Below are 21,563 nucleotides of genomic sequence, written 5' to 3' on the forward strand. Positions count from 1 at the left end.
CGGCCAAACCTAGCAGCAGAGAGAGGCTCCGCCCGCAATCGGGCGGAGCGAGTGATGATTACTTCAGGAAGCCTTTTTCCTTGAGATAGGCTTCAGCGACGGACTTTGCCGGCTCGCCGTCGACCTGGATCTTGGCATTGAGCTTGCGCAACTCGTCGGCGGTCAGGCTCTTGAAGATCGGCGAGAGCACTTCCTCGATCTTCGGGTTGGCTTTCAGAACCTCCTCGCGGATGATCGGGGTGGGCGCATAGACCTGCTGCACGTTCTTGTCGTCTTCGAGAACGGTGAGTTCGGCCGCTTCGATCGCGCCATCCGTGCCGTAGACCATGGCGGTGTTGACGCCGTTCGTCTGGTCGGCGGCCGCCTTGATCGTCGCCGCCGTGTCGCCGCCGGACAGAACAACCATTTGGTCAGGCTTCAGCTGGAAGCCGTAGGTCGTCTGGAAGGCGGGAAGCGCGCCGGCCGAATTGACGAATTCGGCTGAGGCGGCAAGCTTGGCGGCACCGCCGCCGGCCACCCATTTGCCGAAGTCCGTAAGGCTCTTCAGCTTGTTCGGTTGGGCAACATCGCTGCGCACGGCGAGCGCCCAGGTGTTGTTGGCCGGCGACGGCGTCAACCAGACGATCTTGTTGGCGTCGTAATCGAGCTTCTTTGCCAGCTCATAACCCTGGTCGATATTTTTCCAGGCGGCGTCATCGGCCTTGTTGAAGAAGAAGCCGGCATTGCCGGTATATTCAGGATAGATGTCGATTTCGCCTGCGGTGATCGCCTTGCGCACGACGGGTGTGGCGCCAAGCGCGATGCGGTCCTGTGTCTTGATGCCGTTGGCTTCGAGCGCGAGCGCAATGACGTTGCCGAGCAGCGTGCCTTCGGTGTCGATCTTCGACGAGACGACGACATCTGCAGCATGAGCCGCACCCGCCGCGAAGGCGGAGAGCGTGACGGCGAGTGCGAGTTTCTTCAGCATGGAATATCCCCTTGGTTGACACCATTAGCACTTTGAATTGCTGCATTATGCAGATGCGCAAGCCCCGGGCGGGGGGTCTGCGCACAGGAAGTCCGCCGGCCAACGCGACGAGATCGCATCATGCCGGAATTGCGTGCGTGATGGAAATAGCGTGCACGCCTGAAAAATCGATGCAAGCCCCCTTTAGTATTTGCGGCCGCGCCACGATTATGGCGGCGAATGTCCCGCCGCGCGCGGAAACGCATTCCCTTTTCCAGGGTCGGCGCGATTTGTTTTTGTCCCCTTGCGTGTTTCCGCGATGTTCCGGTGCTCTGTTGCGGATTTCCGCCGCCCGGATTTTTCTATGCGGAAACGATAGCCCGCCTCTGCGAAAGCAGGGATATCTTTTTTCATGAACACATCATATCGTCCGGTTTTTCCAGCGCTTTCCGGAGGTGGCTCGTTTGCATCTTGGTGCCCTGTTCACCGCTCACCATGTCTTGACCTCCGGTTCGGTGCGCGAGACGGGGCGGCGCTTCCAGCTGTCGCCCTCGACCGTGTCTGCGGCCATCCATCATCTCGAAACCGAGCTGGCGATGAAGCTGACGGAACGCGCCTCCGGCGAGCTGGTAATGCTCATCGCCAGCGGCAGGGTGCTGGAAGGCCTGGCGCCGCTCACCGCTGCGATCGGCGAGCTTGGCCAATTCACCGGCCATGACGCTACGACCACCGACGCCATTGAGGTCACCGATGCCTGGGCATCACGTGTTCCCATCAAGGTCGTCACCATCGAGCGTTTTCTGGAAGTGGCCGACCAGGGCAGCATCAATCGCGCCGCCCGCCGCCTTCGCCTGGGGCAGCCGCAGCTTTCGCTTCAGCTTGCCAATCTTGAGAAATTTTTAGGTCACCGCCTGTTCGAGCGGCAGGCGCAGGGTTCGGTGCTGACGGAGGAGGGCAGGCGCGCCTATCAGATCTTCACGACGATCAGCCAGGCCTGGAACGATCTGAAATCATCGGCCGACGAGCGGTATCGGCGCGCCGCCCGGTCGCTGCGCATCGGCTCGATCATTCCCACCGGATCGGAAAGCTGGGTGGCGCGCTGCCTGGGCTCGCTGGTCTCCGAATGGAATGCGCGCCGCAACAACAATACGATCTCGCTGGTCTCGATGACCGCCGACGATCTGCGCGAGGCGCTGAAGAGCGGCCGCATCGATGTGGCGATCCTGGATTCGGTCTTCGGCCTTGAAAGCTTCCGCCATCGGGAATTGCTGCAGACCGACATGGTGGTGATCGCGCCGCCGCAAAGCACCGAAACCACCGTCGCCGATCTCGTCGCCGCCCACGCGATCTGCATGCCGAGCCCGCGCACCGGTCTCGGCCACGCGGCCATGGCCTTCAGCGACGAGCGCGCGCCGAACCGGCGCTTGCGCAGCCGGGATATCACCGCCGCGGATTCGCTGCCTGTGATCGTCGACCTCGTCGCCAATCACGGCTACGTCTCCTTCCTCGGCCGGATCAGCGCCATGCCGATCGCCGACAAGGTGCGCATCGTCGATCTCGACGAGCATCTGGCGATGTCCTATCACGTCGCCTTCAACCATCGCAAAGCCGCCGCCGATGCCTGCGCCGTCATCATCGAGGCGGCGGCGCGAATTACGTCTGAAACTGTCGCGCAGGCCATGGTGCGCGACAAAGCCAGGGAGAGCGTAGCGTGACCGTCCTGCTGGAAGTGTGTGTGGATAGCGCTGACGGCCTCGCCGCCGCCATCGAGGGTGGCGCCGGCCGCATCGAGCTTTGTTCGGCGCTGGAGCTCGGCGGCCTGACGCCGCTGCCGAGCCTGATGCAGATCGCCGCCAGGGCGCCCATTCCTGTCTATGCGATGATCCGCCCGCATGCCGGTCCGTTCATCTTCGACAGGAGAGATGAGGAAGCGATGATGCTCGATATCGATGCCGTGCGCGCCGCAGGTCTTGCCGGCGTCGTCATCGGCGCCAATCGGCCGGACGGCACGCTCGACATGCCGCTGATCCACCGCCTAAAGGCGCATGCCTCAGGCCTCGGTTCGACGCTGCATCGGGCTTTCGATCTGGTGCCGGATGCCGACTATGCGCTGGAACAGGCCGTCGAGCTCGGCTGCGAACGCATCCTGACCTCCGGCTGCGCGCTGAAGGCGGCCGACGGAATCGAAACCCTGAAACGCCTTTCGACCACGGCATCCGGCCGCATATCCATCATGCCCGGCAGTGGCATCCGCCCCGCCAATGTCGGCCAGATATTGCAGGCAACCGGCGCCCGCGAGGTCCACGGTTCCTGCAACTCACCTATGGAAAGCGCCGACCCCCGTGCGGTCGCCTTTGGTTTCGAGGCGAAAAGCGCGAACCGGACGGATGCTGCGGTGGTCAGGGAGATGTGCAGGGCGATTGCGGCAGAGGCTTAGCGCAATCGATGCCGACGGAAGTCCGCTTCGCGCTTTGCTGGATACTCTGACGCGAGGACGGTGCCCGCGGCCATGGATCCTCGGGTCAAGCCCGAGGAAGACGGAGAGTGGGGGAGCCTATGCGGCAAGTATCGCAAATGCGTGGTGAGTTTGTTGGAATTGCCCCCATTTGTGCTGCGTAGTTCCTACGCAAACCGCCCGCCTCTTGCTGGTCGCTGTCTCCCACCCTCCGTCATGCTCGGGCTTGACCCGAGCATCCACGCCCAGCACTCCGCGTGCATGTTACGCGTCGTACTCTAACTACCAACCTTGATCACCGCCTTGATCAGCCCGTTCTTCTCATGCGCCCAGCGGGCGAGGTCGCGGGGCGTGTCGGCGAGCGTTGTGCGGTGGGTGATGAGTTTGTCGACGGGCACGAGGCCTTTGGCGATCGAATCGGCCACATGTTCGAAATCGGCGCGCGTGGCGTTGCGGCTGCCGATCACCATCATTTCGCGTTTGTGGAATTCCGGGTCGGAAAAGCGGATATCGTCTTTGACGACGCTGACCAGCACCAATGCGCCGCCATGGGCGACGAAGGAGAAGGCTTTTTCCATCGAAGGGCCGTAACCGGTGGCGTCGAAGACCACGTCGAAACCGTCGCCATTGGTTGTTTCGCGCACGGCATCCATTGTCGCCTCGTTGGCGACGATGCCGGAGGTGAAGCCGAAGCGCTCCGAGGCCATCTGCAGCCGCTCAGCGCTGGTGTCGAGCAACGTCACTTCATGGCCGGCAATGCGTGAGAAGATCGCTGCCCCGAGCCCGATCGGCCCGGCGCCGATGACGAGCGCTCGCGCGCCGGCGCCGGTCATCGAGCGGCGCACCGCATGGGCGCCGATCGCCAGAAACTCGACGGTTGCGGCCGCCTCGAGGCTCAGTCCCTTGGCGGCATAGAGGTTGCCCGCCGGAACCGAGATCTCCTCGCAGAAAGCTCCGTCCGTATGGACGCCGAGCACCTTGATATTGGTGCAGCAATTCGGCTTGCCCTGGCGGCAGGCGACACATTGACCGCAGGACAGATAGGGATTGACGATGACGGGTGTTCCCACAGCCATGTCAACGCCTTCGCCTGCTTCCAGCACCGTCGCCGAGACCTCATGCCCCATCACGCGGGGATATTCGAGGAAAGGATGTTTGCCCTCGAAGATATGATAGTCGGTGCCGCAGATGCCGACATGGCTGACCGCCAGGCGCACCCAGCCAGGCGCCGGTGCCGCAGGCAAAGGACGCTCGACGATCTCGAGCACGCCGGGCTCCCGGCAAACAACTGCTTTCATGACGGGTCTCGCATTCTTGGGAGTTGACGAAGCCGGCCTGTTCGACCGGTTTCTCTTGGCCGCTCAATTGCTCCGGCGGCGGCGCAGTTGGTCGAAGAAGACGATCACGATGATCAGGAGACCGGTGATGATGCGCTGCCAGAAGGAGTTGACGTTCAGAAGGTTGGCGCCGTTGTTGATGGTGGCGAGGATGAAGGCGCCGATCAGCGGGCCGTGTACCGAGCCGACCGCGCCGAACAGGCTGGTGCCGCCGATGACGGAGGAGGCGATCGCCTGCAATTCCCAGCCATCGGCCTGCGTCGCATTGCCGATCGCGATGCGCGAGGCAAGCAGCACGCCGACGAAGGCGGCAAACGAAGCCGAGAGGATATAGGCGAGGTAGATCATGCCCTTGACGTTGACGCCGGAGAGGCGGGCAGCTTCCGCATTCGAGCCGACCGCGAAGAGATAGCGGCCCCAGCGGCTCAGATGCAGGAAGATGAAGGAGGGCACCGCCACCAGGATGACCATCCAGAACAGGCTCGGTATGCTGAACAGGTCGGCGCGGGCGAAATTGCTGAAATTCTCATTGGTGATGTTGATCGTCGAGCCGTTGGTGATCAACAGGCCGATGCCGCGCAGCGACGTCAGCGTGGCCAGCGTGATGATGAACGGCGGCAGGCCCATATGGACGATGCCGAAGCCATGGAAGGCCCCGATCGCCATGCCGATGAGCAGCGTCAGCACGATCGCACCCCAGACCGGCACGCCCGCCTGCAGCAGCCAGGCAATGATGACGGTACAGAAACCGACGATGGCGCCGACCGAAAGATCGATGCCGGCGGTGATGATGACGAAGGTCTGGCCGAGTGCCAGGATCGCCGTCATCGCCCCCTGACGCAGCAGGTTCGAAATGTTGAGCGGCGTCCAGAAGCTCGGGGTAACAACGCCGAGCACGATCCAGAGGAAGATCAAGAGCCCGATCAGCGTCAGGCCGAACAGGATGTTCATTTTCCGGCGCGGCGGCGGCGCGACGATTTCGGTGGGGGTGGCAGTCATGAATTTTCTCCCTCTTAGAGCATTTCCGTTTTCTTCAAACCACGGAAATGCCCTATCTCTTTGTTCTGACGCAATTTCCGGACGCAAAACCGCAACGCAGTTTTGCTGGAACTGCTTGTGCTCAGACGCCGATCGCTTCGCTGAGCACTTCTTCATGCGTCGCCGCGTGGTAATCATGGCTCGCGACGATTTTGCCGCCGCGGAAGACATGCAGCCGGTCGGCCAGTTCGTAGACCTCGGGCAGGTAGGAGGAGATCAGGATGATGCCCGCGCCCTCCTTCAGAAGCTTGGCGAAGAGCCGGTAGATTTCCGCCTTGGTGCCGACGTCGACGCCGACGGTCGGCTCGTCGAAGATGAACAGCCGGGCGCCGTGGCTCAGCCACTTGCCGATGACGATCTTCTGCTGGTTGCCACCCGACATGCTGGAGGCCGGAACACGCCGGCTTGGCGTCTTGATGCTGAGATCGCGGATCTGCTTGTCGGCATTGGCCGATTCGCGCGTGTGGTTGATGACAGGCCCGTGGCTGAGGCGCCCGAACACCGGCAGGTTGATATTGAGGCCGATCGGCAGGTTGAGGCAAAGCCCCTGGTCGCGCCGGCTTTCCGGCGCCAGCGCAATGCCGAGTTCCATCGCCGTGCGTTCGTTGCGGATGTCGACCCGTTTGCCCATCCACTGGATATCGCCTGCCGTTGTCGGCTGGCGGCCATAAAGGCCGAGCGCGAATTCGCTGCGCCCGGCGCCGATCAGGCCGTAGAGCCCGACGATCTGCCCGGCCTTGACGCTGAGCGACACGTCTTCGAAGCCCGGGCCGGAAAGGCCGTTGACGGCAAGGATCGTCTCGCCGATGGCGATCTCTTCCTTGTGGTAGATCTGCTCGATCGAGCGGTTGATCATCAGCGCGATCAGTTCGGCATCGTTGGTCTCTCCGATCAGCCGCGTGCCGACATGCGTGCCGTCGCGCAGCACCGAGACACGGTCGGCAAGCTCGAAGACTTCCTCCATGCGATGGCTGATATAGACGATGGTGACGCCTTCGCCCTGCAGGCGGCGGATCAGCTTGAACAGCTGCGCCGATTCCTGGCGCGTCAGATAGGCTGTGGGTTCGTCGAAGATCAGAAACTGCGTGCCGCGCATGGCGGCGCGCGCCGTCGCGACCAGCTGCTGCTGGCCGATCGTCAGCGAGCTGAGCAGCGCGCCGGCCGGCAGGCCGAAGCCGAGATCGTCGAGCACGGCCTGCGCCAACTTCTGCATCTGCTTCTTGCGCATCAGGCCGTAGCGGTTGACTTCGTCACCGAGGAAAAGGTTGGCGGCGACCGTCAGGTGCCGGCAGAGCACGACTTCCTGGTGCACGGCGTTGATGCCGCGGGCGATTGCCTCGTTTGGCGTCGACAGGCCCACAGGCTGGCCGCACCACAGCACTTCGCCGGCCGTACGGGTAATGACGCCGGTCAGCAATTTGATCAGGGTGGATTTGCCGGCGCCGTTTTCGCCGACGATGGCGTGGATTTCACCGGCAAGAAAGGTCAGCGTCGCCGGCTTCAGCGCCTGCACATGACCGTAATTCTTCTGCAGGCCCTTGAGTTCGAGGATAGGCGATCCGGCGGGAATTCGATTGGCTTCTTTCAGCGTGGCGCTGTCATCGTGGCGATGACTGACCTCTTCCAGTCCGATCATGGACCTCTCCTCCTTGTGTCACGTCTGCTCTCCATCCCCTGGTAACCATAGCATGGCCCCTGGTAACCATAGCATGGCCCCTGGTAACCATAACATGGATGGAAAAAGCCGCGCCGGTTTTTGAAGCCGGCGCGGCCTGTCTGTCTTGCTTACTTGATCTTCGGGTTCAGCAGCGCGTCGATCTTCGGATCGGCCATATTCGCCTTGGTGACGAGGTTGGCGCCGGTGTCGACATTGGCTTCGACCTTCTCGCCCTTGGAGACGGCAAGCGCGGTCTTCACGCCGTCATAACCCATGCGGTAGGGGTCCTGAACGACGAGGCCGGCAATGGCGCCGTCCTTGAGGAAGCCGACGGTCTTGTCGTCGCTGTCGAAGCCGATGACCTTGATCTTGTCGCCGAGCTTGTTTTCGGCGATCGCCTGACCGACGCCCTGCGCCAGGATCAGGTTCGAGGCGAAGACGCCGACGAGCTTCGGGTTAGCCGTGATCAGGTCGGTCATCATGTTGAGGCCGGTCGTTGCCTGGCCGTCGCCGTACTTGTCGGCAATGACCTTCAGGCCCGGATGCTTGGTCTTCACCTGATCCAGGAAGCCTTCGCGGCGCTGCTCGAGCGAGCCGACGCCGGGAAGGTTGGTAAGAATGACGATTTCACCCTCTTCCTTGCCGGTCATGCCCTTGATGGCGGCTGCCAGGCCATCGGCGGCGATACGGCCGCCCTGAACGTTGTCGGTCGTCAGGAACGACTTGAACGCCTTGGAGTCGGCACCCGAGTCGATGCCGATGATCGGAACCGACTTGGCGGCTTCATCGATCGGCTTGCCAAGCGCCTTGAATTCGGTCGGCGAAATGACGACGGCGGCCGGCTTGCCGGCAACGGCGTTCTCAAGAATGCTGATCTGGCCGTTGACGTCGGACTCAGCCTGGGCACCGAGTTCCGGCACCTTGACGCCGAGATCCTGGCCTGCCTTGCGGGCGCCGGCCAGAACGATCTGCCAGTAGAAGGACGTCGTGTCCTTGACGATGATCGGGATCGTCACGTCGGCGGCAAAGGACGTAACCGGCATCGCCGTGGCGATAACGGCAGCGCCGGCAAGCGCCGTAAAGGCGCGACGGGACAGAAGGGATTTCACGATAGTCATAAGGGTTCTCCTCTCAAGATGCGTTCTCCTCCGAATAAATCGGCCGCTGAACGCAGGCGGACGATTTTTATCGATAAAAAACATTTGCAGGGAGAAGCTAGCCGAGGCGCAATCAAATTGCAAGAGCGTCAAACTGGCTTTTTTGCTTTGGTAAATTCCCCCCAAGCAACTGATTTTATTCCAATACCACGATAACCTAAAATAGGTATCAGTCCAGATCGACCTCATGCGGATGCACGACGCCCTTTTTCAAAATCAGGTTTCCGTACAGCCGGAATTCCGTCGTCGCGACGATATAGGTGGCCTTGCGGGCCATCGCGTAGAAGGCGAAACGCTCCACCGGTACGATCGGAAAATCGCCGGCGCGCCTGGCAACGATCTGCTGGAACTCGGCGCAGACCTCCGGCACGGCGTGCGGGTCGCCGACCACCTCCATCCGCCACGCCGCTTCCGGCACGAAGGTGTCGAGCGGCATGTGGGCGAGGATCGCTTCGGCCATATCAGTGGCGCTGACGCCGTCGGCGCGAATGACAGGCGGGCCCATCGAGCCCGAGGGGAAATTGGCGTCCGATATGACGATGTCGTCGCCATGTCCCATGGTCTTCAGCGCGTGAAGCAGGTCGGGGCCGAGCAGCGGATGAATACCCTTGAGCATAGTGTCTCCTCAGACGCGGACAGCTTCGGCGCCGAGCGGCGGCGCGACCAGCGTATAGGGTTCGAATTCGGCATAGATCTCATCGGCAAGCCGCGGTTCGACGATTTCCATGTTGCGGATCAGGCTCGACGGCTTGGCGGTACCCATCAGCACCGATGCGACGATCGGTTCGAGCAGCGGAAACTGCAGGGCGGGCGCTGCCAGCGGCACGCCGTGGCGCTTGGCGATCGCTTCCATGGCGCCGACCTTGGCAAGCACGTCGTCATCTGCCAGCATATAGTCGAAATGCGCGCCCGGCACCGGACCGGTGGCGAGAATGCCGGAATTGAAGACGCCGCCGACGACCAGCGACGTGCCCTTCTGCCGGCAGAGCGGCAAGAGCTCGGCGACCGCCGAACGGTCGAGCAGCGTGTAGCGGCCGGCCATCAGGATGCAGTCGAGATCGGCATTGCGCATGACGTCGAGGCAGACGGGCACTTCGTTGACGCCGAGGCCGAAGGCCGAGATCGCGCCTGAGGAGCGCAGTTCTTCCAGCGCCTTGATGCCGGAATCGAGAAGCTGCTTCTGATAGACGGCGTTCTTCGCCGCGCCATGTGTATAGACGCCGATATCGTGCACATAGAGAATATCGATGCGGTTGAGGCCGAGGCGGGCATAGCTGAACTCGACCGAGCGCATGATGCCGTCATAGGAATAGTCGTAATCGGCATCGAAAGAGAGCGGATCGACATAGCTGTAATCGGGCACGGTTCCGGTCGGCACCGGCCGAAGCAGCCGGCCGACCTTGGTGGACAGTACGTAACTGCCGTCCGGCTGGTCGCGCAGGAAATCGCCGACCCGGCGTTCGGCAAGGCCGAGCCCATACCAGGGCGCCACGTCGAAATAGCGGATGCCGCTGTCCCAGGCCGCCTGCAGCGTTTCCATCGCTACCTCGCGCGGGCAGACGCGGTAAAGACCGCCGAGCGCTGCCGCGCCGAAACTGATTTCGGTCACCTCGAGCTTGGTTTTGCCGATCCGTCTCGTCTTCATCATGCCTCCTCGCCAAGTCTTGGGATTTCAGAGCAATTCCAGGAAAAGTGCGAAGCGGTTTTCCGTCCGGAATTTGCATAAAACAAAGGATTAGAGCGTCGCCCCCAGATGCCACGGCACGAATTCATTGTCGCCGTAGCCGAAGAGCTCGCTCTTGGTCTTCTTGCCGGAGGCCGTGTCGACGATGAGTTCGAAGATCTCGCGGCCCTTGCCGCTGATCGTCGCGTCGCCGGTGGCGATCGTGCCGCAATCGATGTCCATGTCCTCTTCCATCGAGGCGTAGAGCGCCGAATTGCTGGAAAGCTTCAGCGATGGCGCCGGCCGGCAGCCGAAGCAGCTGCCGCGGCCCGTGGTAAAGGCGATCATATTCGCCCCGCCCGCCACCTGACCGGTCGCCGAGACCGGGTCGTAGCCGGGTGTATCCATGAAGACGAGGCCGGGGGCGGTGACTCGCTCGGCATAACCGTAGACCGCCGTCAGCGGCGAGCGCCCACCCTTGGCAACCGCGCCCAGCGACTTTTCCAGGATGGTGGTGAGGCCGCCGCGCTTGTTGCCGGGCGAGGGGTTGTTGTCGAGCGAGGCGCCGTGCAGAGCGACGTAATCTTCCCACCAGGCGATTTTCTCGTCGAGCTTGTTGGCCACCTCGTCGTTGACGGCGCGGCTGCGCAGCAGGTGTTCGGCGCCATAGATTTCCGAGGTCTCGGACAGGATTGCCGTGCCGCCGGCCGCCGCCAGCAGATCGGCCGCGACACCCAGCGCCGGATTGGCGGTGATCCCGGAAAAGCCATCCGAGCCGCCGCATTGCAGGCCGATGATGATCTCGCCGATCGACATCGGCACACGCGTTTCCTTGCCGACATCGGCGGCGATTTCGCGCAGCATGCCCATGGCGCGCTCGACCGCGCGGCGTGAGCCGCCGGCATCCTGAATGTTGAAATGCCGCTTCGAGGCGCCGGCGCCGCTCTGGCCGTAGAGCGTCAGCTGGTTGACTTCGCAGCCGAGGCCGATCATCAGCACGCCGCCGAAATTGACATGCCTGGTATAGCCGGCAAGCGTGCGATGCAGCACGTTCATGCCGTCGCCGGTCGAGCTCATGCCGCAGCCCTGGTCGTGCACGATCGGCACGAAACCGTCGATGCCTTCGTAATGCGGCAGGATCGTCCGATTGGCCTCGTCGGCGATCGCCCGGCAGACCGTGGTGGAACAGTTCACGCTGGCGATGATGCCGATATAGTTGCGGGTGGCAGCCCGCCCATCGGCACGGCGATAGCCCATGAAGGTGCGCGCCCTGTCCTCGCTCGTCGCCATTTCCGGTGCCGAATTGGCAGTCGCCGCCAGCCGGTCGTTTTCAAAATGCAGGTTGTGGCTGTGCACATGGTCGCCGGCCTTGACGTCGGCCGTCGTGCGGCCGATCGCCTGTCCATATTTCACCACGGCGGCGCCGAGCGGAATATCGGCGATCGCCACCTTGTGGCCGGGATCGATTTTTTCACGGGTTTCAATGCCGGCAACCGTCGAACCCGGCGCGATGGCCGCCGTTGCGACCGCGACATTGTCACCGGCCGACAGGATGATCCAAGGCAGTTTGTCCAAGTCTCTTCTCCCCAGAGCGTGATGCCGAAAAGCGTGAGTGGTTTTCGGACGACATCATGCTCCAACTATCGAATTTAGGAAACGCTCGCTGCATCGGCGAATGCGCATTGATTTTGTTTTTTATCTACAATAAACATTTTCAAGTCAACGGGAATATTGATCCTGTGGACGAGGGAGGCAATGAGCCGCAGGCGACCGGAAATAAGCTAAAAGGTCGTTTGAACAAGCCCCGGTCGGGCGCCGTCCTGCTTTCAAGCGAGGGCGGCAAAGCTGACACGAGGGCGGAAAGCGGGGTCTGGTGGCAAGGCAGAATACGGTCTTCAAGGAAGCCTACAACAGGTATGCCGTGGCCCTGCGCACGGATACCGCGCTGCCCTCGGAACCCGAGATCGCCGCCCAGCTCGGCGTCAGCCGCTCGACGGCGCGCGCCATCCTCACCCGTCTCAGCGAGGAAGGCATCATCCGCTGGAACAAGCGCCAGAAGACCGTGCTGCGCCAACCCACCGACCGCGACCTTTTTCCCTCGGAGGAAACCGACTCCCTGCATGATATCATCGAGCGCAGCTTCATGCAGCGCATCCTCGCCGATGATGCAGCCCCCGGCATGCAGATCAACGAGCTAGAGCTTGCCCGCGAGATCGGCACCGGCACAACAAGCGTGCGCGAATTCCTGATCCGCTTCTCCCGCTTCGGCCTGATCGAGAAACGGCCGAACAGCCACTGGACGCTCAAGGGTTTTACCCGCGAATTCGCCCTCGAACTTGCCGATGTGCGCGAGATGTTCGAGCTGCATTCCGCCGCCGAATTCGGCCGGCTTGCCAGGGATAGCCAGGCCTGGGCCGATCTCGCCGCCATCCGCGACGACCATCACGCCATGCTTGCCGACATCAACCAGCGCTACAGGGATTTCTCCGTTCTCGACGAGCGCTTCCACCTGTTGATCCACCGCGCCTCGAAGAACCGCTTCATCGCCGATTTCTACGACGCCATCGCCATCGTCTTCCATTATCACTACCAATGGAACAAGACCGCTGCCCGCGAGCGCAACGAGCGCGCCATCCACGAACATCTGGATTATATCGCAGCGCTTGAATCCGGTGACCAGGCGGCGATCGAAACCGCCTGCCGCATCCACCTGCGCTCCGCCCGCCAGACCCTGCTGCAATCCCTGCCGCAGATGGCGACGGAGAGCAGCTGAGCGTAAGCGAAAATCGACAAAGGTCGTGCCGTGCAGCCCCCTCATCCGACCCTTCGGGCCACCTTCTCCCCGAGGGGAGAAGAGGGAGAATGACGCTTCGCCATCGATCCCAATGGATGGAGTGCCTTTGAACGGGCGGCTTCATTTGGGCAGTGTCGGCGCGCCTCGCTCCCCTCTTCTCCCCAGCGGGGAGAAGGTGGCCCGCAGGGTCGGATGAGCGACTATCTGGGCTGTCAAGTTGCATGTTCGAATTCTCTTCGCGCATCTCGTGCTTTTGCATTGAGAATGACCAGGAGTTTTCGGGCGAGCGCGATGCGGATGACCATTTTCGGTTTGCCCTGGCTTTGCAACCTTTGCTGGAATGCCGCCAGATGCGGATTGTGTCGGGCTGCGATGGCGCCAACCAGGAACAGAATGGCGCGTGGTCCGGAGCGCCCGCCGCGCACCGGCCGATGTCCGCTGCGTTTGCCGCTGTCGTTGGCAATCGGCGCAAGGCCGGCCAGCTTGGCGATCGCCTTGTTGGAGATCCGGCCGATCTCAGGCAATTCGGCCATCAGCCGGGCAACGGTACGGTTGGCCACGCCCTTGATCGAGCGAAAGGCCTGGTTGAGGCAGGCCCAGAGCGGATCGTCATCGATCATCGAGGCAATCTCGCCTTCGAGGGTGCGGCTCTGGCGCACCAGAAGCGCGATCACCTCGTTGAGGCTTGCCACGCTCTGATGATCGCGGGCCGCACTGCGGCGCTGCCTCTGGACGGTCAGGTCACTCGTGACCTGGGACAGCCGCGCCATCAGCGCCGACAGCCGCATCTGCGCGGCTTTCGGCGGCGGCAGGGCAGCCAGCCGCTTGGTTTCGGCATAATGGGCGATCATCGCCGCATCGATGCGGTCGGTCTTTTCCAGAAAGCCCATGGCTTCGGCAAACCGGCGCACATGGCGCGGATTAGCCAAGGCGCAGGCGATCCCCATCTCCCACAACAACAGGAAGGCCGTCCGCTCGTAACCGCCGGAAGCCTCCATGACGACGAGCTCGACATTCTCGGCCCGGCAAAGATCGGCCAGCGCGCCGATGCCGGTGGCGTCATTGCTGAAACGCTCAAACGTCCCGGACGGGCGGATAGACGCATCCAGCCAGTCCTTCGAAACATCCACTCCACATATAACTCTGTTCACGGTAACCTGCCTTGTGCGTGCGATTGGAACCAAGCGACTATTCGGTCGTACGTGACGATGACGAAGATCCCAGGCTCATCCACGGTTGTAACCAGAGGGGGAACGGGCGACTTCGTCACGCCTCTGGCCGGGTGGCCACCCGGCCAGAGGCTCAATCGCTTCCATCGCACAAAATCTCTAACGTGCAGATACAAGGAGCCCAAACGGCACAACGCCAAACGTCGGCATCATGAAACCTTTCGATCTGTAAGCCGTTGTCGTGCTTATGACCGGCGCTAAACTTAATCCGATATCGGTCGACGGCACCGAACCGCAGGGTTCCGAGGCGTCGCTCGACGAGAAGGCATCGACTGTCGAGGTCGTGCCGCCGCCAGATGTCATCGAACCCAGTCCGGAACTGACGCCCGAGGAGGCCGAGCAGGCACGCAAGAAGTATTTGCTCAAGCGTTTCTGGATCAGCGCCCGCCACTACTGGAGCCGCGGCGGTGACAGGCTCGCCTGGCCGTGCACACTCGGGCTGCTGGCGCTGATCGGCATCAATGTCGGTTTCCAGTATGGAATCAATCTGTGGAACCGCGGGATCTTTGACGCCATAGAGCGACACGATGCCGGCACCGTCTATTTCCTCAGCGCCGTCTTCCTGCCGCTGGTGCTCGGCACCGTCGCCGTTGTCACCACACAAGTCGCCCTGCGCATGATGATCCAGCGCCGCTGGCGTTCCTGGCTGACGACCGCCGTCATCGGGCGCTGGCTGGCAAACGGCCGTTATTATCAGTTGAACCTGATCGGCGGTGACCACAAGAACCCCGAAGCGCGCATTTCGGAGGATTTGCGGATTGCCACCGAAGCCCCTGTCGATTTCATCGCCGGGGTCATTTCCGCATTCTTGGCGGCTTCGACCTTCATCGTCGTGCTCTGGACGATCGGCGGGGCGTTGACGCTGCCGATCGCAGGTTTCACCGTCACCATTCCCGGCTTTCTCGTCGTCACTGCGGTTCTCTATGCCGCGATTACCTCCAGTTCGATGGCGGTCATCGGCCGGCATTTCGTCCAGGTCTCCGAGGCTAAAAATCAAACCGAAGCCGAATTTCGCTACACGCTGACGCATGTGCGCGAAAACGGCGAGAGCATCGCATTGCTCGGCGGCGAAGAGGAGGAGCGCAACGACCTCAACAAAACCTTCACCAATGTGCTCGGGCAATGGGCGCTGCTTGCCCGCCAGCACATGCGCACAACGCTTGTGTCGCATGGATCGATGCTGATTGCTCCCGTCGTGCCGGTCTTGCTGTGCGCTCCGAAGTTTCTCGAAGGCAGCATGACGCTCGGACAGGTCATGCAGGCTGCGTCTGCTTTCGCCATCGTCCAGGGCGCGTTCGGATGGCTGGTCGATAACTATCCCCGTCTTGCCGACTGGAACGCCTGTGCACGGCGCATCGCTTCGCTGATGATGTCGCTCGACGGGCTGGAGCGGGCCGAACAGAGCGACGCGCTCGGGCGCATCAAGCGCGGCGAGACGGAGGGCGAGGCGATGCTCAGCCTGAACGATCTCTCGGTGTCGCTTGACGACGGCACCGCCGTGGTCACGGAAACCCAGGTGGCGATCGAACCCGGCGAGCGGGTGCTCGTATCCGGCGAATCCGGGTCGGGCAAGAGCACGCTGGTGCGGGCGATCGCCGGTCTTTGGCCCTGGGGTGACGGCAGCGTCAATTTCCACGCCGACCGACGCTTGTTCATGCTGCCGCAACGGCCCTACATCCCGTCGGGCACGCTTCGCCGCGCCGTCGCCTATCCCGGCGCCGCCGATAGCTGGACGCTGGATAAGATCAAGGAGGCCCTCGCCAAGGTGGGACTGGATTATCTGAACGACAGGATCGAGGAAGACGCGCCCTGGGACCAGACCTTGTCGGGCGGCGAAAAGCAGCGGCTCGCCTTTGCGCGTCTCCTGCTGCACACCCCCGATATCATCGTGCTGGATGAAGCAACCTCGGCACTCGATGAGAAGAGCCAGGACAAGATGATGCAGATGGTGATCCAAGAATTGCCAGAGGTGACCATCATCAGTGTCGCACATCGCGCCGAACTCGAAGTCTTCCATAGCCGCAAGATCACCCTGGAGCGGCGCGAGGGCGGAGCAAAGCTGGTCAGCGATATCGATCTGATCAAGCGCAAGAGAAAGCGGACCTTATTGTCACGCGTTTTGGAGAACCGCCGCTCCCTGCCGAAGGCCGGCACGGCCGCGAACAAGGCGGCGCAGCCGCGGAATGAGAAATGACGTCCGCTTGGGCGCAGAATTCATCGGTCGCGCAAGGGAACCTCCGCGCTGGCAATCCGATCCAGATTTTCGATCAGCCGCTTGAGCAGATCGACAAGCTGTGCCGATTCCGCATCCGTAAACCCTGCCAATGCCTCGTTATTCCCTTGGAACAAGGCGGCAATCGCCTCCGGCATGGCTTCTTGTGCAGCCTTCGTCAGCACGATGCGGCTGCTGCGCCCGTCAGCCGGGTCGCGTGTCCGCGCAATCAGGCCATCCCGCTCCATGCGGGTAAGCATCTGCGCCATCGGCGGTTGCTCTGTCCTCGCAAAGCGGGCGAGATCGCGCTGCGTGCTTGCCTTGCCATCTTGCAGCGCCACCAGCACCGGCAACTGGCCAACACCGAAACCGAGCGGTTTGAGGCGTGACTCGCTGAGCCGCGCAAACCCCCGCGCCGCGAGACTGATGAGATGCCCCGGCGTCGACAGCACGTCTTCGTCCATTCCATTTACCCTTTTTCCCACGCGCTTGACTGCAAGATATATACGTACATATATATATTCATGCACGGCGTTCGACAATGCCGTTTCGACAGCGAATGTTTCAATTTCCACGGAGGGAACCGATATGTCGCAAAATGATGTTGAGATGATCAAGCGCATCTATGCCAGCTTCAATGCGAGAGATATCGACGCGGTCCTTGCCGTGCTGTCCGATAATGTCGCCTGGGCCAACGGCATGGATGGCGGCCATATCCATGGTCGTGAGGCCGTGCGCGACTATTGGACAAGGCAGTGGGCTGTCATCAGCCCGCACGTCGAGCCGGTCGCATTCGAAAAAACCGAAGATGGCGCCGTCGCTGTCGAGGTGATCCAGTCGGTCTTCGACCTTGATGGCCGGCCGCTTGAGGGGCAGACCCACGGCCTGAAGGACAAGACCGTGACGCATATCTTCCGCATCGCAGGCGATGGGATTATTCGCTTCGATATCCAGGATGCCTTGTAAGCCCGCATGCTCTGTAAGCTTGTACTGACTATGCCGGGGACGACCATCGATCCCTCGGCGGCCCAGCCGAACCGCCTAATGCGAGGCCGCCTCGCTTGCAACTGCCGCGCCCTTTTGGCTCCGACTAGATCCGACCGGGATCAGCCACGTTGTGAAGAAGGTCAGCACCGCGACGACGACCACGCCCCAGAAGCTCCAGTGCAGGGCTGCGTTGAAGACCGAGCGGATCGCCGGGTCGGCGGCGAGCGCAGAAAGCCCGGTCGGCTGGTTCAGCGCCTCGCGCAGGCCGGCCGCCGCCTCGCCGCCTGCATAATGGTTGATGCCGGCATTGAGAATGGCGCCGAGCACGGTGGCGCCGAGCGTATTGCCGAGGCTGCGGGCAAAGATGATCGAGGCGGTGGCGCTGCCGCGCATCGACCATTCGACGCTGTCCTGCACCAGCACGATGCTGGTGAGGCTGATCAGACCCATGCCGAAGCCCATGAAGAAGGAGCCGGCGCCGGCAAGCGCCGGCGAACTCTCAGGTGTCAGGAACAACAGGAAACAGGCGCCGAACGGAAAGAGCAGGCTGCCGACCCGCAGCGTCCGGCGGATGCCGAAGGCTTTGTAGAAGCGGCTGGAGAGCATGACGGCCAGCGGCCAGCCGACGACCAGCATGGTGAGCGTGAAGCCGGCGACAAGAGGCGAGCGGCCGAGCACGCCCTGCACATAGAGCGGCAGGATTGTCGAAAGCCCGATCAGCGCCATGCCGGCCAGCAGCGTCGCCGCATTGCTGGTGGCGATCAAGCGGCGGCTCCAGAGCGGGATCGAAATAATCGGCTCCGGCGCCCGCTTCTCCTGGGCGAGGAAGAGAATGCCCGAGACGATGAAGACGGCGAAAAGCGACAGCAGGATCCAGGCGCTCGCATCGGTTTCCGTCAGCATGACCAGGAGCGCGACGATCGAGATCGAAAACAGTACCGATCCGAGGTAGTCGATCTTTGCCTGCTTGTGCGCCACGTCCTCCTTGAGGAAGACCATGAAGGCGATGATCGAGATAATGCCGATCGGCAGGTTGATCCAGAAGATCCAGGCCCAGGAGATATTGTCGACGATGATGCCGCCGGCAAGCGGCCCGACGACGGCCGACGTCGCCCAGACGGTCGCCATTGCACCCTGAACGCGGCCGCGCTCCTCGAGCTTGAAGAGATCGCCGATGATGGTCATCGTCACCGGCTGGATCGCGCCCGCACCCAGCCCCTGCAACAGCCGGAACAGCACCAGCGACATCATCGACCAGGCAAAGCCGCAGAGCAAAGAGCCCAGAAGGAAAATCAGGATGCCGCCGATCAGCACCGGCTTGCGCCCAAAGATGTCGGAGAGTTTGCCGTAGATCACGGTCGTCGTCGACTGCGCCAGCAGGAAGGCCGAAAACACCCAGCTGTAATAGGAAAAACCGCCGAGCTGCCCGACGATGCGCGGCATCGCGGTTGCCACGATCGTTGCCTCGATCGCCACCATGAAGGTCGCGACCATGATGGTGGCGACGATAAGCACGCGGTTCGAGCGTTGCGCTGCATTCGACATGACGATCCTCTTCGGGTGCTCCGCAGATGCCGGGAATGTCGGCAGGCTGGCTGGGATGTGGGGCGATGCGCCGCTTGCGGAGTGATGGGTAGTTTTACGTCCGCAAGCGCGAGTCGTAAAGCCGTTCTCGCGGCTCTTATTTTCACGTGATTTCGCAGCCGCGACGGCCGAAGCGAGGGCCGGCGGGCCGGGCCTTCATCCTGTCAAGAGGTCAGGCGGACATCCGCTTCATCCTCATTGCGGGCAGGCCTCGCTGCCCGAGCCGGTATTCGCGGAACCGGCGGTGCAACCCGGCGTCGGCTTGAGATCCGGATTGACGCCGCCGGGATTGATCGTGCTGCGGCCGCTATTCAACTCGACGCCGCCATTGCCGGTGGTGCCGCCGCTCGTGCTGCCGGTGGTGCCGGGATCGGTCCCGACAGAACCGCTGCCCGCCGAACCAGTGCTGCCAGAACCGGCACCGGCCGAACCCGCACCCGAACTCCCCGATCCGCCAATGATCGGCGCCACCGACAGCCGCCCACTGGAATCTGCTCCACCCGTCGTCTGCGCCAGCGCCGTGCCGGCAAGACCGATCGAAAGTAGCGATATCGCGATGAATTTGCAGGACATAATGTTCTCCATGCTTGTTGACTCAGGGGGAACCAGCTCGGCGGCGGCATTGTTCCTGCAATGTCGCGATTTTCAGGTTGTTGACGGTATAAGCGGGGGCATCGGTGCAAGGTGGGAAAATTCGGATAAATTCGCGCGCCGATTGTTTTCTTTTCGGCGACTGCTAATGTGGCCCGCCCATATTCAAGGTGCCCTTCTTTGCCGCTCTATCGATTAATTGCTGTTTGTCTTGCTCTGCTGATGCGGCCCGTCGTCGAGGTCCTAGCCACTGCCGTCTAGTTAAACCGGAAATTCAAGGTGGCTCCTGGACAGGGGACATTTCTTTAACGCATCATCGCCTCATTTTCGGCAGAGCGCTAGGTAGCTTTCAGATTGTTGAGATTGCTTATTTTACGATGGGAGTTCCCACTACTTCCAGCGCTCTTCGCGCTGGCGTGCCATTTCGTCATTGTCTTCCAGGAGTTCTATAAACCTGGCCCAAAAAGCTGGGAGACCTCAATGCTTTGCGTCCCTATTTTTGCTTATATTTGGGCGAACGTTTTCTCGATCCTGGTAGATCAGACGGCCGTTTCGATGCTGTCAGCCTCACTGGCGACGGCTCTTCCGTGCGCCTGTTTAGCAATCTATTTCATCTACTCGCGCCAGATTAAACGCAAACCTGACCCGCAGATTTCAACCGCCAAGGCGTTAGGCATTGCGCTTTCAGGTCTGGCTCTAGTTGCGCTAGCTGCATATGGCATGGGTCAAATCACCACATGTACCAACGCGAAGTGCCGAGGCGGGACCGAGCTATTTGGTCATTTCAGATTTGGCGCGTTTTATCTGATTTGCCTTTGGGGCGGCTGGATCAGCATGTGTTCCTTTCTGATTCTCCATGACGTTTTGAGGCGGTTTTTCAAGTGGGCTATCAAATGATGACGGGGTTATGCCTGCGCCGCCGGATGGGCCATATCCTCCTCGGTCATTTGCATTTGCGTAAGAGCTTCACCGGAAGCCTTGCTGAAGTTTTTCGCAGAAACGATAGTTGAAAATCTCCCGATACCATGCAACTTGCGAGCGGGTTTGGGGCTATTTCAAATGTTTTCATTTCTCTTCAGTTTGCAGGGCTTGTCGGTTGCGGTTTTATGTTCGACCGCCGTTCTTCTTCCGACTTCGAGGATTGCGGCAGATAAATGGGCAGAGAAAGTCTTTCCAGATCCGCTCAAATGCGCCTTCACAGAAGGGGCAATATCATATTACGCCGATGATCAGGCGATCAATATCACCGTCGCCATTCCAGACGAGGCCAAAGCAAGCCTCAAGACGATGGAAAGAAAGATAACGGCGACATGCACTTCGAATGACATGCCGCTAATAAATGTCGCTACAAGTGGTGAATTCTTCGGAAGCAGATACACCCAGTTCAGCATGCCGATCTACGCTCTCGATGCTGGCGGCGGCTGCATGTCGCCCTTCTACTACTACTTTTCGTTCCCGGAAAAAGCAAAGACGCTGCATGACAACATCCTGCAGCGCACGGGAAGGGACCTCAAAGTACTTTCCGGATCTGGACAGAACGAGCCCATTGATGACCGAGGATGGATCACCGACTACGGTGATCATAGCACCTATTCCTGTTCCATGGAGGAAGGGTTCTGAGCTATTGTCCCTCTAGCTGAACACCTTTATGGCAGCGGTTGCGAAACTTCCGACTGGAGGAGACTTGAGTTCCGTGGTGGAGGCTCACACTCGTCTTATTCGGCCGCGAATGCCATTTACATGCGTGCTGCCCAGATGCTGCCCGCAGAAAAGGCCTCACCGTACTTCGGCGCATTATCTCAATAACATGTTGAAATCTGAGAGAAAAATGGTGCCGCTTGCAGGACTCGAACCTGCGACCCCATCATTACGAATGATGTGCTCTACCACCTGAGCTAAAGCGGCATCTCACG

The 21,563-nt window shown here is 61.3% G+C and carries 20 protein-coding genes and 1 tRNA gene; 7 read left to right on the forward strand and 14 right to left on the reverse strand.

The window, feature by feature from the left end; translation table 11 throughout:
* Positions 1 to 58: 58 nt before the first annotated feature.
* Complete coding sequence (locus J3O30_RS02635; protein ID WP_007633609.1) at positions 59 to 967, reverse strand: ABC transporter substrate-binding protein; 909 nt, start codon at positions 965 to 967, stop codon at positions 59 to 61.
* A 207-nt stretch (positions 968 to 1,174) separates the two neighbouring features.
* Positions 1,175 to 1,360 (reverse strand): acetyltransferase, encoded by a 186-nt coding sequence (locus J3O30_RS02640; protein ID WP_246762712.1) that lies wholly within the window; start codon positions 1,358 to 1,360, stop codon positions 1,175 to 1,177.
* 50 nt (positions 1,361 to 1,410) lie between these two features.
* On the opposite strand from J3O30_RS02640, the gene J3O30_RS02645 reads away from it, so the two are divergent.
* Positions 1,411 to 2,661 (forward strand): LysR family transcriptional regulator, encoded by a 1,251-nt coding sequence (locus tag J3O30_RS02645; protein ID WP_207582757.1) that lies wholly within the window; start codon positions 1,411 to 1,413, stop codon positions 2,659 to 2,661.
* Positions 2,658 to 3,383: a copper homeostasis protein CutC gene (locus J3O30_RS02650; protein WP_207582758.1), complete on the forward strand. Its 726-nt coding sequence runs from the start codon at positions 2,658 to 2,660 to the stop codon at positions 3,381 to 3,383. Before J3O30_RS02645 ends, J3O30_RS02650 begins: the two co-directional genes overlap by 4 nt.
* Before the next feature lie 296 nt (positions 3,384 to 3,679).
* Here the strand turns inward: J3O30_RS02650 and J3O30_RS02655 are convergent, their stop codons facing one another.
* The 7 genes from J3O30_RS02655 to J3O30_RS02685 all read right to left on the reverse strand — a co-directional run bounded on the left by J3O30_RS02655 (position 3,680) and on the right by J3O30_RS02685 (position 11,828).
* Positions 3,680 to 4,699 carry a zinc-binding alcohol dehydrogenase family protein gene (locus J3O30_RS02655; protein WP_207582759.1) on the reverse strand — a complete coding sequence of 340 codons (1,020 nt, stop codon included), beginning with the start codon at positions 4,697 to 4,699 and terminating at the stop codon, positions 3,680 to 3,682.
* A 63-nt stretch (positions 4,700 to 4,762) separates the two neighbouring features.
* Positions 4,763 to 5,737, reverse strand: a complete 975-nt coding sequence (locus tag J3O30_RS02660) for an ABC transporter permease (RefSeq protein ID WP_207582760.1) — start codon at positions 5,735 to 5,737, stop codon at positions 4,763 to 4,765.
* Positions 5,738 to 5,858: 121 nt separating this feature from the next.
* Complete coding sequence (locus J3O30_RS02665) at positions 5,859 to 7,412, reverse strand: sugar ABC transporter ATP-binding protein (protein ID WP_207582761.1); 1,554 nt, start codon at positions 7,410 to 7,412, stop codon at positions 5,859 to 5,861.
* 149 nt (positions 7,413 to 7,561) lie between these two features.
* Complete coding sequence (locus tag J3O30_RS02670; RefSeq protein WP_207582762.1) at positions 7,562 to 8,551, reverse strand: ABC transporter substrate-binding protein; 990 nt, start codon at positions 8,549 to 8,551, stop codon at positions 7,562 to 7,564.
* A gap of 208 nt (positions 8,552 to 8,759) precedes the next feature.
* Positions 8,760 to 9,206 (reverse strand): RbsD/FucU domain-containing protein, encoded by a 447-nt coding sequence (locus J3O30_RS02675; RefSeq protein WP_207582763.1) that lies wholly within the window; start codon positions 9,204 to 9,206, stop codon positions 8,760 to 8,762.
* A gap of 9 nt (positions 9,207 to 9,215) precedes the next feature.
* A complete protein-coding gene (locus J3O30_RS02680; protein ID WP_207582764.1) occupies positions 9,216 to 10,235 on the reverse strand; it encodes an aldo/keto reductase in 1,020 nt (339 codons plus the stop codon).
* A gap of 90 nt (positions 10,236 to 10,325) precedes the next feature.
* Complete coding sequence (locus J3O30_RS02685) at positions 10,326 to 11,828, reverse strand: altronate dehydratase family protein (RefSeq protein WP_207582765.1); 1,503 nt, start codon at positions 11,826 to 11,828, stop codon at positions 10,326 to 10,328.
* Positions 11,829 to 12,126: 298 nt separating this feature from the next.
* Here J3O30_RS02685 and J3O30_RS02690 point away from each other — a divergent pair, with 298 nt between their 5' ends.
* Positions 12,127 to 13,026 carry a GntR family transcriptional regulator gene (locus J3O30_RS02690; RefSeq protein WP_207582766.1) on the forward strand — a complete coding sequence of 300 codons (900 nt, stop codon included), beginning with the start codon at positions 12,127 to 12,129 and terminating at the stop codon, positions 13,024 to 13,026.
* Between the two features lie 233 nt (positions 13,027 to 13,259).
* On the opposite strand, the gene J3O30_RS02695 is transcribed toward J3O30_RS02690, so the two are convergent.
* Positions 13,260 to 14,198 (reverse strand): IS110 family transposase, encoded by a 939-nt coding sequence (locus J3O30_RS02695; RefSeq protein ID WP_207580684.1) that lies wholly within the window; start codon positions 14,196 to 14,198, stop codon positions 13,260 to 13,262.
* Between the two features lie 265 nt (positions 14,199 to 14,463).
* On the opposite strand from J3O30_RS02695, the gene J3O30_RS02700 reads away from it, so the two are divergent.
* Complete coding sequence (locus J3O30_RS02700; protein ID WP_207582767.1) at positions 14,464 to 16,470, forward strand: ABC transporter ATP-binding protein/permease; 2,007 nt, start codon at positions 14,464 to 14,466, stop codon at positions 16,468 to 16,470.
* Between the two features lie 20 nt (positions 16,471 to 16,490).
* On the opposite strand, the gene J3O30_RS02705 is transcribed toward J3O30_RS02700, so the two are convergent.
* Positions 16,491 to 16,952 (reverse strand): MarR family transcriptional regulator, encoded by a 462-nt coding sequence (locus J3O30_RS02705; protein ID WP_207582768.1) that lies wholly within the window; start codon positions 16,950 to 16,952, stop codon positions 16,491 to 16,493.
* A gap of 124 nt (positions 16,953 to 17,076) precedes the next feature.
* Here J3O30_RS02705 and J3O30_RS02710 point away from each other — a divergent pair, with 124 nt between their 5' ends.
* On the forward strand, positions 17,077 to 17,454 hold the full coding sequence (locus J3O30_RS02710) for a nuclear transport factor 2 family protein (RefSeq protein ID WP_207582769.1): 378 nt from the start codon (positions 17,077 to 17,079) through the stop codon (positions 17,452 to 17,454).
* A gap of 75 nt (positions 17,455 to 17,529) precedes the next feature.
* Here the strand turns inward: J3O30_RS02710 and J3O30_RS02715 are convergent, their stop codons facing one another.
* A complete protein-coding gene (locus J3O30_RS02715) occupies positions 17,530 to 19,020 on the reverse strand; it encodes an MDR family MFS transporter (RefSeq protein ID WP_207582770.1) in 1,491 nt (496 codons plus the stop codon).
* Between the two features lie 234 nt (positions 19,021 to 19,254).
* Positions 19,255 to 19,632, reverse strand: a complete 378-nt coding sequence (locus J3O30_RS02720) for a hypothetical protein (RefSeq protein ID WP_207582771.1) — start codon at positions 19,630 to 19,632, stop codon at positions 19,255 to 19,257.
* Positions 19,633 to 20,130: 498 nt separating this feature from the next.
* On the opposite strand from J3O30_RS02720, the gene J3O30_RS02725 reads away from it, so the two are divergent.
* Together J3O30_RS02725 and J3O30_RS02730 are read left to right on the forward strand one after the other, a co-directional pair.
* Positions 20,131 to 20,547, forward strand: a complete 417-nt coding sequence (locus tag J3O30_RS02725) for a hypothetical protein (protein ID WP_207582772.1) — start codon at positions 20,131 to 20,133, stop codon at positions 20,545 to 20,547.
* A 162-nt stretch (positions 20,548 to 20,709) separates the two neighbouring features.
* Positions 20,710 to 21,270, forward strand: a complete 561-nt coding sequence (locus J3O30_RS02730; protein ID WP_207582773.1) for a hypothetical protein — start codon at positions 20,710 to 20,712, stop codon at positions 21,268 to 21,270.
* A gap of 209 nt (positions 21,271 to 21,479) precedes the next feature.
* Here J3O30_RS02730 and J3O30_RS02735 read toward each other — a convergent pair.
* Positions 21,480 to 21,555, reverse strand: a tRNA-Thr gene (locus J3O30_RS02735).
* Positions 21,556 to 21,563 lie beyond the last annotated feature (8 nt).

Origin of the sequence: Rhizobium sp. NZLR1 (genome assembly GCF_017357385.1) — a bacterium.
GTDB lineage: Bacteria > Pseudomonadota > Alphaproteobacteria > Rhizobiales > Rhizobiaceae > Rhizobium.